The sequence below is a fragment of the Bdellovibrionales bacterium genome, assembly GCA_019750295.1.
GTDB lineage: Bacteria > Bdellovibrionota > Bdellovibrionia > Bdellovibrionales > JAGQZY01 > JAIEOS01.
Genome location: JAIEOS010000008.1, coordinates 123582 through 137294 on the forward strand (window position 1 = coordinate 123582; position 13713 = coordinate 137294).

The following is a 13713-nucleotide window of genomic DNA, read 5'->3' on the forward strand; positions in this document are numbered from 1 at the left end:
TCACTTGCCTTAATTTCAGATCTATCCGAATCTAGTTTCGATCAAAGGAGGTCACATGGCCCGCTCTCAATGGACTCTGGTTTCTACCCTCATGGCATTTATCACAGGGTGTTCGTCCACCCCTCCGGTGCAAACAGTCCCCAAGGTCGATATCCCTAAATTTATGGGACCCTGGTATGTCTTAGGAGGACGCTTTACGTCTTTCGAAGTGGATGCCCATAATGGGATCGAAAGCTACGAGCTCGACCCGGATGAAGATCATATTAAAATTAGTTTTACCTACAACAAAGGTTCGTTCGACGGGGAAAAGAAATCCATTCCTCAGCGGGGCTGGGTGCAAAATAAGCAAACGAAATCGACGTGGACGGTTCAGCCGTGGTGGCCTCTTCAATTTGACTACCTAATTGTGGCTTTGGCCGATGACTATTCGTGGACCGCGATCGGTGTACCTAGCCAAAAATATTTATGGATTATGGCTCGAGATTGGAAAAATCCCGAAGAGAAAATCAAAGCCGCTCAACAGCAGCTTCGAGAAGTTGGGTACGATCCCACAATTAAGACGACCGTACCTCATAGACGCTAATCCATCTAAGGAGCTTTTGTCTTCGCCGCAGCGGCGCGAGCGCTGGCTTCTTTCTTCGCGTTTAATTCTTCAGGAGAAAGACCCCAAGGGGACGATTTAGGTCCTTTAGGACGATCTTTTTTCCCACCACCGCGATTGCGAGGATCTACTTTTTCTGTCACAGGCTTTGGAGCCGGCTTGTCGCCAAAGTATTCGGTAATAAAATGAAGCTCTTCGATCTTTGTTGCGTTCTCTGGGACTTGTTCGCCTTCGTTAAAAGAAAAAATACGAACACGATAGAGATTTTCGGTCTTAGGCTCCGCAAGTCCTACTGCCGTTATAAAGTTCTTAAGTTTGGCGTCTGCATATTTAAAAGTTTCGCCGATAGAAGTTGAGATCTCTTCTTCTGTTTTGCCTTCAGCCATTAAAGCTTTTTTCGCCTCGATCCCTTTAAGAAGAATATGTCCCGGAAATTCGCCCATTGCTCTCATCATGTGGTCCTTGTTAAGTTTGGGCCATACTGGAGAATAAACGCCTTAGGGTCAATAATTAACGAACTTTATGGTTAGTTTTGCACGAAAAACTGGGGCGCAGGACCCGCTAAAACCTTCTAATTTGCAACTGGGAACTAAACGACTCAAAAACTGTATCTTTTGTGTTTTTTGCGATACATCCAGGGCATGAAAAAGCCCCTGGAAGAAATGCGGGATGGTCAATCCATTGAACTCCTTAAAGAGCTTCACATCCTTACCCGCGACGGAAAAATCAATCAGGATAGTCGACGTAAACTCAAACAGGTTTATCATCTTTATGGTTTTGTGGAGCCCCTTTTAAAGGACCTTCTTCAAACCAACGCCGATCTAAATCTCGTCGATCACGGGGCTGGCAAATCCTACCTGGGCTTTATTATTTATGATCTCTTCTTTAAGGATTTAGCAAAAGGTCATGTCTACGGCGTGGAAACGCGAGATGAGCTGGTGAAAAAATCCAGTGAACTGCAAAAGAAATTTGGCTTCAAAAATATGTCGTTTCTTAACGTTTCGGTCAATGATTCCATTGAATCCCAACAGCTTCCCGAAAAAATTGACATCGTGACCGCACTTCATGCCTGCGACACCGCCACTGATGACGCCATTGATTTTGCTCTTCGCAAAAATACAAAACATATTTTTCTGGTTCCTTGTTGCCAAGCAGAAGTGGCCAAAACTTTAAAGCAAAACAAACCTCGGCAATTGGCGAACCCTCTCACAGAGATTTGGCGACATCCGATTCACACTCGTGAATTTGGGAGTCATCTCACGAACGTCTTAAGGTGCTTACGCTTAGAGGCTCATGGATATAAAGTGACCGTGACTGAACTCGTCGGCCATGAGCACTCGATGAAGAACGAACTTATCGTTGCGACAAAGATCGAAGGACCAAGGAAACGCGCTAGTGACCGACTTCATCAAATTCTAGAAGAGGTCGGACTCCAGGAGTTGCAGACTCGCTTCTCAACGCCGGCCAACACCGAGTCTGTTCCAACCGTCTAAGCCTAAACCCTTAAGAGTTTGAATATTGCGCTCAGGAATACCCTCGACGTCAGGATACGAATCGACAGCTTTCGTTACACTCGCCTCGCGCAAGATATGGAGCGCTGGATAGGGAGAACGATTGGTATAATTGCTGATGTCATCGACGGAGCTTCCTGCAAATTGATACTGCGGATGAAAGCTCGCGATTTGAAAGATTCCCTCCAATCCGAGCTCTAATAATGCAGCATCAGCGACCTCTAAAAAATCGTTGTAGTCGAGAAAATCACTGAGAACATCGGGATGAATCAACAAAACCGTATCGATTTCGATGGGGTCGGTGTTTTCTAGAAGCTGTAACTCGGATATTAAATCTCGCAGCAGTTCCTCCCCGGTGGACGCGGAGCTGACATGATAGCGAATCTGCTTTTTAAGATGGACGGCCTTTGCAAATGGGCACAAATTAAGCCCAATCACCGACTTTTCGAGCCAGGTTTGCATTTCGCCAACGATGGACAGATGATCATTCATAAGTTACCTATAGTTGAACTTCACCTTAGGGTGAGAGTGGAGTAATGACAAGCTCCAATGACCTAACAGTAGAGAATACCCAGTTGAGCAAAGCTATCCAATTTCATATTCTAAATACCGTCTCTCAAGCCCTGATCGAAGTGTTTGAAAAGGGAAAACATGCCGATCGCATGATCGACAAATATCTGCGAGCGAATAAAAACTGGACACCCGAAGATCGAAGTTTCTATGCTGAAGCGGTCTACGGAATCATACGCCAAAAAAGATATCTCGAATTCCTCGCGGAGTCGGAAGAGCTCTGGTCGATCATTGCCGCATACCTCGTGACCCAAAACTTAAAACCTGTCGCACGTCCCGAGCTGAGCAAAATAGATCCCGGCAAAGTCAAAAGCCGGATGAGCCTCAAAAAGCCTTTGGCCATAGAGCATTCCATTCCCGACTGGCTCAACGAAGTTGGTCAAAAAGAATTCTCCGCCCAGTGGCCCACCATCCTCCAAGGACTCAATAAAGATCCCCTGATCTACCTCCGCACCAACACGTTAAAAACAAATACCGAAAAACTCATCCAAGATCTAAAAAAAGAAAAAATCACCGCTCTCAAGGTGCCAGGTTCCCTCTTTCCCCTCGAGAGCCTGTATCTCAAAGAACGTAAAAACGTTTTCGCCACGAACTCTTTTAAAAACGGCGATTACGAAATGCAAGACGCCGGCTCGCAATCCATAGCTCCACTTTTACAAGTAGAACCTGGCCAAACTGTCGTGGATGCCTGTGCAGGCTCCGGAGGCAAAACTCTGCATTTGGCCGCTCTGATGCAGAACAAAGGGAAAATTGTCGCCATGGATATCCATGAGATGAAGCTCCAGGATCTCAAACAGCGGGCCGCGCGCGCCGGAGCAAAAATCATAGAGACGAAACTGATACAATCTCCCAAGATCATCCAAAGCTTAGAAAATAAATTTGATCGTGTGCTCATCGACTCCCCCTGTTCAGGCCTTGGAGTTCTACGCCGAAATCCCGACACCAAATGGAAGATGACGCCCGAGCAAATCGACGAGCTCTGCCAAACTCAAAGGGACATCCTCCATCGATACTCAAAAATGTGTAAATCCCTTGGAATTATGGTTTATGCCACTTGCAGTATTCTCAAGCGTGAGAACGAAGATCAGGTGAAAGAGTTCCTCAATTCCCCCAATGGAAAAAACTGGACGCTGCTCGCAGAGCATAGACTATGGCCCCACCAGCACAACACCGACGGCTTTTACGCCGCTGTCCTCAGAAAGAATTGATTTTAGGTTGTTGTAAAAGTCCGGGCCATTTGATTTTAGGTGGAAAATTGAAATACCAATGCTAAATTTGTTGAGTGATTAAAATCATAGAAACTTTTTGTATCATTTTCGCCGGCTCGCCCGCGAAGATACTGGCGCTCATTTCGATCACACTTGCCGGAAGTCTCTCTTTCGCTTCACCGCCAGATAAAAAATCCTACGAAAAAAGGCGTCCGTTGCCGATACTAATGCCCGCTTCGGTTTTCGATTTGAATAATGGAGCATTTATTACGAGCGAAGCTCATCAGGGAAACCAAAGTATCACTCTTTCAGATGGAACTCGTGTCGACGAAGAGTCCAAGTTCAATGGTTCAGTCGGCGCATGGCTTCGCTTAAATGATTCCTTTTCTGCATCCTTTATTATGCAATTAGTACCTTTCGATATCTTCCTGCCGATGGGCGCACAAATAGATTGGCTCATAGTTAAAACGGAACGTTTTCAGCTTCAAGCCGATGTATTGTACATGGGTACTTTGGGACTTATATTCCCATCAGGTGCAGCACAAAGTGTTCTAAAGTATAAATTTATAAAAACAAGAAATGCCTCAGCCTATCTCCTATTAGGTTCAGGCTGGGGTTCGCAATACCACTTTCTTCACAAAGTTAAAGATGAGGGAATAAGCTCTCCGTCGGCTAGATACACTGGGTATCTTGCGACTCAATTTAATTTTGTCGGTTTAGAAATTAATTACAGGGACTTTTTTATAACCACTAGATACTCAACCGCATCTCGAAAAGCCGGATCGAACGATCAAGATCGTACCATTGGCGAACCTCCCGAAAATTATAAAGCTGATGACGGAAGTTTCTTCTCAATCAATATTGGAATGGCAACGCGCAATCTATAAGCAGATGTTATTTTACAAAAAGCTGGTCACAGACATGCGCTTTCTCGGAAGACGGACTTCTTTTAATTTGAGTGTCCTTCGATGCTAAACTCTGATGGGGTTGCGGACAACGAATTCCATCATGGATCGAGGTATACTGTGGCTTATGACTTACGCAAGACGTGCATGCTAAAGCTAAAGATAAAAACATAAATTTAATTTTATTTAGAATCATTTGAATACCTCCCTTATTAAAGATACCACGAAATTGATAATCGAATCCATTCGTCGACGTGTTTTTCATAAGATATGCGTAAATCCCAGTCTCGACTTAAGCCTAATCTGTTATCAATTTTAATCATCGTGGCATCGGCATCATCTTTTTCGAGATACGCCCTATAACCAAAATTGAGTTCTGTTTTGAAAAGTCCCGACGGAAACCAGTCAATCAGTGCACCCAACATCGGTGTACTTGCAAGAGTTCCAGAATTTTCTGTACGTGTTTGAGCGCGGACGTCTACGAGAACGAAGATCGCCTGGCGATCTAGTATCAGAAAACCTTTACCAAAACCCACCTCTACTTTAAACAAGTCGCAGTACTTACATGCTAAATTTAAGTTTTCGACGCCTGTCGAAAATCGCCAAGCCCACCCCCCCTCGTCCGGCAAACCCGTTTGCGATAAGTTAAGTGTCGAAATTGCAATGAGATCCAACTTTCGCATCCAAATCGAATTGTCGAAATAGTTGAATGTAGCATCTAATGTCTTTACCTCTGAAAATTTCGGCCTTCCAAAATCGAGAGATAAAAAGTCGTAATAGGTGGTTCTCAATTGAAACTCTCCACCCGTGCGAAACTTTGAGCTATTGATCACTCCCGCTCTTAACAAAAAGGGACGAGGGCCTTTACTGGGCGGATTAAGATTATAGTTCATTTCGGTCGGGGTAGAAGACGGTAACTCTAAGCGCTCGACGAGCAGTTCCTGCCTCCGCTTCGAAAACGCCTCGTTCTTTTCCTCAAAATTTTTATCCTTAACTGCCAGAAAAGAGTAATAATCCAATAAAGTTTCGATAGGTGCCGCGCGTGTCTGCGGAGGCAAAGATTCTAAAATCGGAGAGACTGGCGCCCCATTTGATATCATTTGAACGGACTTTTTCTGATCAGAACTTAAATCTTTATAGCGAGCGATCAATCTTGTCTGGCGCGATGGGATTAATGAAATGGAACGAACGAGTGGTTCTCCATTGGATCTTTGAGCATAAGCTAGCCCATCGAAAAGAATATACGGCAATGCGTAGGGCAAATAGGAAGGCAGCACTTTTTCACCGGTAATTTGCTCTAAGATGGCTGCGGCCGCAGAGGCGCAGTTCTCCGTAAAGAAGAAATAAGGGAACTTCTTTCCTAGGAGCTCCCATATGTGGGAATAAAAAAGTTCCACCTCATCCGAATTAAGATTCAGACGATATTCCCACATGTCTCTTAACTCCACCTCTCCATAGGCGTGATTGTTGTAATAGAATTTACGATGTGAAAACGTCGCATCGTAACCCCCAAAGAGTCCTTTAGCGGCATAAACAAAACCATTCTCATCAGGAGGCGTGACAGCACCGAAATTGACAGAGACATCCAGCAAGGAACTCGGCATTTTCGATGCAGGTAGATTAAATTTTATCAGAGGATGGCCAAAATACGAAGCCGGATTGGACAGATATCCCGTCGCGAAAATCAAACTGATCGATTCGATTTGTCCTCGGTGTGAAAATGTTAAGTAGTCGGGACACAAGACTTGGGGCCACGAGGATGATTTTTCGTAAAGCATCCGCTTCAACAACTTGTACCTTGCGGGGAAGCGGCACTGAGCATGAAGATTGGTGTTAACGCCGGCGGGTTCTGACATGGCTTTGAGCGAAGCTAAGAGCTCATCGAGTAAGCTGGAGGAACCGTTAGGGCTGAGGAAAAAATCAGGGGAGCTGATTTCACTTTTAAAACCTCCCCAAAGTGATCTGCGATAATGAAGGAGATGGGACCATTGTTTATTCTGAGAAATACTTAAAAGATCAGACTCTGAATTCGCCGTCTCTAGAACGGCGAAAGGAGATAAAAAAAAACAAACAAAAGTATTGGTCTAATCATCTATCCCCGTTGACTCATCAATGAATGAGTCAACGATCGATATCGTTAGCTCATAGCACAAGATTTAGCGTATTTCTTACCAGCCTTGTCCATAACATTATTGTATAGCGACTCGGTCTTTTCAAGCTTCGTTTTTTTCATGTAAGAGCTGTTTTTAACGTCATTCAAAAAGTCGGCACGCACATCTTTAATGAGATCTGATTGAATAGAATTGTCACAACCAAGAATGTTTAGCATCGCATTAAGATGTTCGCCTTGGCCCACGGCGGTTTCTTCTTCAACATTGGCATAGTTTTCATAAATAAGTACACCCACAGATGCCCCTTTGCCGGCGCACTGACTGGGCGTCGAAGAGGAGCTTGTCGAAGCCGTAGTTCCTAAATCCCAAATGATATTCGAAATGGCAGCAAGAGAGCCGTAGTTAGGAAAAATGGCCGCGCCAATTCCACACTGGGTCCATGCGTTTTTAGTTTTTCCAGAACTTCTGGCGAAACTCAAATTAGGTGTTATAAAGAGCACTGCTAGTAGAAAAGTAAAGCAGATTTTTAACATCGAACGGTCCTTTCAAATAAAATTAACCTGTTACTTTCTATCGGTATTAAAGGCTGGAATCTTTATCTTGCGCTGTATTTTACAGATTTAAAAAATAGACAAGTCGATTTTCATCAAGGAAGCTTAATAAATGCTTCGGAGTTGTATCAAATTTGGACTTGGTTTCTGCTTATTTTTGAGTTTATGGGGATGTAGCTCTTTCTACTATTTCCCGTCAAAAAGAGTCCTAGTGTACCGCGATAAGATGCCCCTTCAGCCTGAAGAAGTATATTTTAAATCGGCAGACGGAACTCGACTTCATGGTTGGTACTTCCCGCCCCTCGATAAAAAAGAACCCACCGCAGTCATAGTTCACTTCCACGGTAATGCCGAAAATTTAACGACCCATTTCTTTTCACTTTACGAAGCACCCTCGCGCGGGTTTGCATATCTTACGTTTGATTATCGAGGCTATGGAGAATCTGAGGGAAGTCCCAATCCCAAAGGAGTTGTTCAAGATGGAGTTGCCGCGATTCGATGGATGCACTCGAAACATCCTAAAAAGCCTCTTGTCGTTTTTGCGCAAAGCCTTGGTGGAGCTATTGCTTTTCGGTCTGTCGCTCAAATTAAAAACGAAGTTCCCATTTCCCTTATGCTGGCGGATTCTACGTTTGCCGATTACCGCCAGCAGGCACGTTCGCTGTTCTCTAACTCTGTGCTCACCTATTTGTTTCAGCCCCTGGCTTGGCTTCTTGCTGATAACTCGGAATCTCCTAAAGAGGATATCGCGCGTATATCCCCGACACCATTAATCGTCGTTCATGGCGAGAATGACCGCGTTGTGGACCCCTCTATGGGTAAAGAGGTATTCCGACTTGCCCAAGAGCCCAAAGAGTTTTGGAGTATCCCGAACTGCCAACACTTACAGTTTATGTTCATTGAAGAAGGGGAACAGGGCGAGCGCTTCTACGTGAAAGTCGCAGAACGCGTTAGCCAGCTCAAAAAGAAATAGCTCAATTCCATTTTAGCAAAGACCCATGCGCTCCCCCACTAATTCCTCAAGAATAAACCGCGACAGCTGACAGGATCTGATGGCCGGCCAGAGATCTATCTACGTTGCAGAACTAGATTATTAAGTATTAAGCACTAACAGATCATCGATCGGTCCGAGTTGGTGAACTTTGTTTTAAAATAGAGAATCGAAAATCGATGAACCTTCTTCGAAGGTTGGTAGGGGTACTCGTCGTGCCCGCTGCTGAAACGCCCCGGGGGCGCGTTTGAGTGCGGAGCATATGCACCGAGCCGGTAGCGAAGCGTAGGCGACAGTGCATGGCCGCAAAGCGGTCTGTACGAGTTGGTGAAATTTGTTTTGAAAATGGAGAATTGAGAATCGATGAACCTTCTTCGAAGGTTGGTAGGGGTACTCGGACTTGAACCAAGGATCCTCCGGTTATGAGCCGGATGCTTTAACCAACTAAGCTATACCCCCGTAGGTAGAATGCAAAAAGCCGATCCTTACGAACGGCTTTTTTTTGCACTATCACGAATTATCGATGAACGTTTTTAGTTTCGCAGAACGCGAAGGATGACGGAGCTTGCGAAGCGCTTTGGCTTCGATCTGACGAATCCTTTCGCGAGTCACGTTAAAGTCTTGGCCGACCTCTTCTAACGTATGATCGCTCTCTTCTCCGATACCAAAACGCATGCGAAGAACTTTTTCTTCACGAGCGGTGAGAGTCGAGAGAACCTTACGGGTTTGCTCTGCCAAGTTCAGGTTCACAATCGCTTCTGCAGGATTGATCACCTTTTTATCTTCGATAAAGTCTCCCAAGTGCGAATCTTCTTCTTCACCCACTGGGGTTTCTAAAGAAATCGGCTCTTTGGCGATCTTTAAGACCTTGCGAACTTTATCCACGTGCATATCCATCTTCGCTGCGATCTCTTCCGGCTGTGGCTCACGCCCCAATTCCTGAACGAGGTAACGAGATGTACGAACTAATTTGTTAATTGTTTCGATCATGTGCACTGGAATACGAATCGTGCGGGCCTGATCCGCGATCGCGCGGGTAATGGCCTGACGAATCCACCAAGTGGCATAGGTCGAAAATTTGTATCCACGGCGATATTCAAACTTATCCACCGCTTTCATCAAACCGATGTTTCCTTCTTGGATCAAATCCAAGAACTGAAGACCACGGTTGGTGTATTTTTTAGCAATTGAAACCACAAGTCGAAGATTGGCTTCAACGAGTTCGGATTTCGCACGGTCTGCATCACGCTCCCCGCGCCAGATGGCCGTATTGGTTTCTTTAATCCACGCAAATTGCATCTGCGTGTCGCTCGTGAGTCTCTCTAAACGATCTTGCGCATCGACAGCTTGAGCATGAAGCGTGCTGAACTTGTTAAAAGTCAGTCCCGTCTCACGAGTGAGAGCCGAGATTTCTTTCTCGCTGGCTTCGACTTTTTTGAAACGTTCCTTCATGCCATTAATGTCTTTAGAGAAAGACTTCGTTACGGCTTCCTTCACGCGGCTATTGAGCTGTGACATACGTGTCACTAAGTTTTTAAACTTAATCACAACGCGAGTGATGGTTTTACGATTAAAGTTGATCGATTCAAACTTCACCATAAGCTCATCAACCATTACGGAAATTTCCGCTTCGGCCGTCTTCTTTTCGGCCTCTGGTGAATTCACATCTTCCAAAGTTTTAAAATGCTTTTTGACTTTCTTTTCGTATTTTTTAACTTCGCCGATGAGTTCATGAATTTTATCGATGTATTCTTGTTCATTGTACTGAGTGTCTTCGTCTTCTAATCCACGGAAGATCGCCTTCACTTTAAGACGACCTTTATCCACACGCTCACCAAGGTTTACGATTTCGCGAGTTCCGATCGGCGTTGTCAAAATAGCGCGAACGATTTGACGTTCTCCGCTTTCGATTCTTTGCGCGATCTGAACTTCACCTTCGCGAGTTAAAAGAGAAACGCTTCCCATTTTACGCAAGTACATGCGGACGGGATCGTTTCCTTTGACATCGGTCTCTTCCGCCGCGTCTTCTTCTTCTTCGCTATCTGGATTTTCGAGGAAACTGCTCTCCTCATCATCGCCTTCCTCGGCGACGTGTTCGATGATGCTAATGCCTTGGACTTCTAATCCTTGCATGATCGCATCAAGAGCAGCGGCTGAAGTGAGCTCAGGGACTAATGACTCGTTGATTTCTACAACAGTCAAGGCACCTTTATTCGCTGAAATCTCTAAGAGCTTCTTGAGTTCCTCTTTAACGGTCTTCAATTGCTCTTCTGGAGATAGCGTAGGGGCCTCTTCTTTTTTCACTTTAGTCATGGTTCTCCCTTAACGTTCTTATTAAGATAAATTCGATTCTTGTTTATATTCATTATCTGTTCCAACTTTTCGATGGAGGCATCATCCCTCACATCCCTTAGCTGTCCGACGATAATGGCGCTCTGGCGCTTAAAATGCCTGTCTTTCACTCTTTTTATGCAACTGTCCACTGCCTTTGAAGACTCGTTTTCTTCCCCATTTGGGGACCAAAGTTTAAACAAACCTGTAAGTTCTTCAGGGCGTTTCAATTGCGAAACAACCAAAGGGGCCAGCTTATCAAAGCCCTCTGGAGAATGTCTATACTTGTCTACTACGAATTGGAGCAATCGCTGCACCTCACTGTGAGAGACTTCGGGGATCACCCCCGCCTCCACCACTTTTTCGAGTAAATCCACCGAGTTAACCACAGCTCCCAAGAGGAAAAGTTCCTCTTTTGGGGCCTTTGAAAGATCGGCTCGCTGAGGCATCACCGTACTCGCTCCGAGAGGAGCGGCCTGGCTGCGGCCGTCCACCCAAGATGCTTCCGCACCTTCCGGCCTGCCTTGCTGAGGTATAGACTTTGGCGCCGCCGGAGCGGTTAGTTTGTCTTTAGGCTTCGCGGTCTCCTGAAGTTGAGCCAAAACCCACTTTTCGTCCTCTGTAAGACGAGTGGCCACTTCCTTAATGTACAAACTTTTAAGGCTCGGATCGCTAATCGAATTTAAAATCGGCTTCACTTTTTCCATCAGATCGAGTTTTTCATGGGCCGAAAATTTAAATTCGCTCATCCACTCTTTTAAAAGTTCAATAAATAATTCCGGCGCCTCATCGATGCGCTTTTGCAAAGCGGCCGCGCCTTCTTTTTTTACAAAATCGTCGGGGTCCAACTCGTCCGGCAAAAACACAACCAAGGGACACAATCCTTGCTGAAGAACCGTCGTCAAACTGCGCTCCGCCGCCTGTCGACCGGCGAAATCTCCATCAAACATAAGGACCACGCGCGAAGTGTACTTTTTGAGTAAACGCACATGATCGTCGGTCATTGCTGTTCCCAGCGTGGCCACCGCATTGTCCACGCCGGCGAGGTAAAGCGCGGTGAAATCCATATAGCCTTCTACGACAACGGCGGTGTCTTTTTGACGAATGTGTTTCCCGGTGAGGTTTAATCCGTAAAAGGTTTTCCCTTTGTAGAACACCGGAGATTCTGGGCTGTTTAAATATTTGGGCTTATCTTCTTTTTTAAGAACACGACCACCAAAACCGACCACTTCCTCCTGAACAGAGATAATTGGAAACATCAGTCGGTTTCTAAAAAGATCAAAGTGACCATTTTTTTCTTTGCGCGAACGGATCAGGCCGAGTCTCTCTGCCTCTGAGGCCGGAGCTTGCTTTTGTTTTAAAAACAAAGCCAAAGAATCCCAAGCCTCCGGAGCATAACCGAGCTTAAGAGTTTCAATAGCTTCGTTGGTGATCCCGCGACTCACCAAATATTTTCGCACGGGATGATCTTCGGGAAGACTCGTCAAAGCCCGATGAAAAAACGACGCCGCATATTTATTAATACGGTAATGGATCGACTTATTGGTTTTTTCTTTATCTTCGTGCTCATTGGTCGGAAGAGCAATTCCCGCTCGACGCGCCAAAAATTCGATAGCATCGGTAAACGACAACCCGCTAAACGTTTCTAAAAAGGTGAAGACATTCCCCGACTTTTTACAACCGAAGCAGTGATAAAGTTGCTTGCTTTCTGAAACCGAAAAACTAGGACTTTTCTCGTTGTGATCAGGATAGGGACACAAACCCGTGAACTGATGTCCACGGCCTTTTAATTGTGTGTGCTGACCAATAATATCAACAATATTATTGGCATCACGGACCTGTTCAATAAATTCTTGAGAAAATAACAAATTGTTTCGCCTTATGCCTGGAGGGCTTTGCGAACGAGTTCACTCACCACTTTATTATCGGCGGCACCTTTAGTTTCGGCCTGCACGGCTTTCATCACCGCGCCCATATCCTTGATTGAGGTGGCACCAGTGCTCGCGATAATCTTTTTAACGATCGCTTCCACTTCGCTCGCCCCCAGTTGTTGAGGAAGGTAGCTCTCGATAATTTTAAGCTCGAGTTTTTCCTGCTCGACGAGATCAAGACGTCCACCTTTTTCGTACATTTCGATGGAGTCTTGACGTTGCTTCACAGATTTCTTGATTACATTTAAGATATCGTCTTCGGTGATCGTGTTCGGACGAACTTCGATCTCTTTGTTTTTAACCGCTGCGGTTAAAAAGCGAAGGGTGCTCACCTTCGCCATGTCTTTGGCTTTCATCGCCTCTTTGGTATCTTCTGTAATCTTTAACTTTAAAGACATTACTAGTAATCTCCGAATCTTCTTTGTTTCTTCACAACACGTTTGCGCGCAGAAAGAGATTTCTTCTTTTTACGAACGCCCGGTTTTTCGTAGTGTTCTCTCTTTTTAACTTCGGAAAGAACTCCAGATTTTTCGCAGGATTTTTTGAAACGGCGGAACGCTTGTTCAAAGCTTTCACCGTCTCTTAGTTTTACTAATGACATAATTAAATTCACCTGCCCTTCGGAGCTTGTTTATATAGCAAAGGGACTTTCATAATGCAAACGTCGTTCGACTGGAAGTTAGGGGAATGCTTGAGATTTTTGGAATGGTTTTTGATTTGCCGTTTCGCTCCCTGCCCTCGACGGGTGCAAAGCGTCTTCGGATTGCGTCACTTCGTGAGCGCAACCCGGATACGCATTGCTCGCACGGGACGGTCGCGAAACGGCAAATCAAAAACCATTCCAAAAATGTCAATTATCCCCGGGGGTTAACTTCAGGGGTTCGGCTGCGCCGTTTGGGGGGGGGATTTCAATCGCGGGTTTTTTTTATTTTCGGGAGGCATTTTCGGGGGACGGCTTCTCGGGTGGAACGATATTTGGGATGGGGTTGCTTGTGCGGTGCGT

General features: G+C 45.3%; 14 protein-coding genes and 1 tRNA gene. 5 read left to right on the plus strand and 10 right to left on the minus strand.

Features of this window, described 5'->3' with window-relative positions; all coding sequences use genetic code 11:
- Positions 1-55: 55 nt before the first annotated feature.
- Positions 56-583, plus strand: a complete 528-nt coding sequence (locus K2Q26_02205) for a lipocalin family protein (protein ID MBY0314304.1) — start codon at positions 56-58, stop codon at positions 581-583.
- Between the two features lie 5 nt (positions 584-588).
- Here the strand turns inward: K2Q26_02205 and K2Q26_02210 are convergent, their stop codons facing one another.
- The gene (locus K2Q26_02210; protein ID MBY0314305.1) at positions 589-1056 is read right to left on the minus strand and encodes a hypothetical protein; all 468 of its coding nucleotides are present in this window, start codon (positions 1054-1056) and stop codon (positions 589-591) included.
- Positions 1057-1254: 198 nt separating this feature from the next.
- Here K2Q26_02210 and K2Q26_02215 point away from each other — a divergent pair, with 198 nt between their 5' ends.
- Positions 1255-2094 (plus strand): SAM-dependent methyltransferase, encoded by an 840-nt coding sequence (locus K2Q26_02215; protein MBY0314306.1) that lies wholly within the window; start codon positions 1255-1257, stop codon positions 2092-2094.
- Here K2Q26_02215 and K2Q26_02220 read toward each other — a convergent pair.
- Positions 2056-2604, minus strand: a complete 549-nt coding sequence (locus tag K2Q26_02220) for a DUF1415 domain-containing protein (GenBank protein ID MBY0314307.1) — start codon at positions 2602-2604, stop codon at positions 2056-2058. The genes K2Q26_02215 and K2Q26_02220 overlap by 39 nt on opposite strands.
- An 83-nt stretch (positions 2605-2687) precedes the next feature.
- On the opposite strand from K2Q26_02220, the gene K2Q26_02225 reads away from it, so the two are divergent.
- Both K2Q26_02225 and K2Q26_02230 read left to right on the plus strand, forming a co-directional pair.
- Positions 2688-3890 carry a methyltransferase domain-containing protein gene (locus tag K2Q26_02225; protein ID MBY0314308.1) on the plus strand — a complete coding sequence of 401 codons (1203 nt, stop codon included), beginning with the start codon at positions 2688-2690 and terminating at the stop codon, positions 3888-3890.
- A 74-nt stretch (positions 3891-3964) separates the two neighbouring features.
- Positions 3965-4777, plus strand: coding sequence for a hypothetical protein (locus tag K2Q26_02230; protein MBY0314309.1), 813 nt, complete (start codon positions 3965-3967; stop codon positions 4775-4777).
- Positions 4778-4784: 7 nt separating this feature from the next.
- On the opposite strand, the gene K2Q26_02235 is transcribed toward K2Q26_02230, so the two are convergent.
- From K2Q26_02235 to K2Q26_02245, 3 genes are all read right to left on the minus strand, one after another.
- A complete protein-coding gene (locus K2Q26_02235) occupies positions 4785-4991 on the minus strand; it encodes a hypothetical protein (protein MBY0314310.1) in 207 nt (68 codons plus the stop codon).
- 16 nt (positions 4992-5007) lie between these two features.
- Complete coding sequence (locus K2Q26_02240) at positions 5008-6651, minus strand: DUF4105 domain-containing protein (protein MBY0314311.1); 1644 nt, start codon at positions 6649-6651, stop codon at positions 5008-5010.
- A 281-nt stretch (positions 6652-6932) separates the two neighbouring features.
- Positions 6933-7439 (minus strand): DUF3015 domain-containing protein, encoded by a 507-nt coding sequence (locus K2Q26_02245; GenBank protein ID MBY0314312.1) that lies wholly within the window; start codon positions 7437-7439, stop codon positions 6933-6935.
- Positions 7440-7668: 229 nt separating this feature from the next.
- Between K2Q26_02245 and K2Q26_02250 the strand changes: the two genes are divergently transcribed.
- Positions 7669-8430 (plus strand): alpha/beta hydrolase, encoded by a 762-nt coding sequence (locus K2Q26_02250; protein ID MBY0314313.1) that lies wholly within the window; start codon positions 7669-7671, stop codon positions 8428-8430.
- 400 nt (positions 8431-8830) lie between these two features.
- Here K2Q26_02250 and K2Q26_02255 read toward each other — a convergent pair.
- From K2Q26_02255 to rpsU, 5 genes are all read right to left on the minus strand, one after another.
- Positions 8831-8907: transfer RNA gene (locus tag K2Q26_02255), tRNA-Met, on the minus strand.
- Positions 8908-8958: 51 nt separating this feature from the next.
- Positions 8959-10761 (minus strand): RNA polymerase sigma factor RpoD, encoded by a 1803-nt coding sequence (gene rpoD / locus K2Q26_02260; protein ID MBY0314314.1) that lies wholly within the window; start codon positions 10759-10761, stop codon positions 8959-8961.
- A complete protein-coding gene (dnaG, locus tag K2Q26_02265; GenBank protein MBY0314315.1) occupies positions 10758-12647 on the minus strand; it encodes a DNA primase in 1890 nt (629 codons plus the stop codon). Before dnaG ends, rpoD begins: the two co-directional genes overlap by 4 nt.
- Before the next feature lie 11 nt (positions 12648-12658).
- Complete coding sequence (locus K2Q26_02270) at positions 12659-13108, minus strand: GatB/YqeY domain-containing protein (GenBank protein MBY0314316.1); 450 nt, start codon at positions 13106-13108, stop codon at positions 12659-12661.
- A gap of 2 nt (positions 13109-13110) precedes the next feature.
- On the minus strand, positions 13111-13311 hold the full coding sequence (gene rpsU, locus K2Q26_02275; protein ID MBY0314317.1) for a 30S ribosomal protein S21: 201 nt from the start codon (positions 13309-13311) through the stop codon (positions 13111-13113).
- Positions 13312-13713 lie beyond the last annotated feature (402 nt).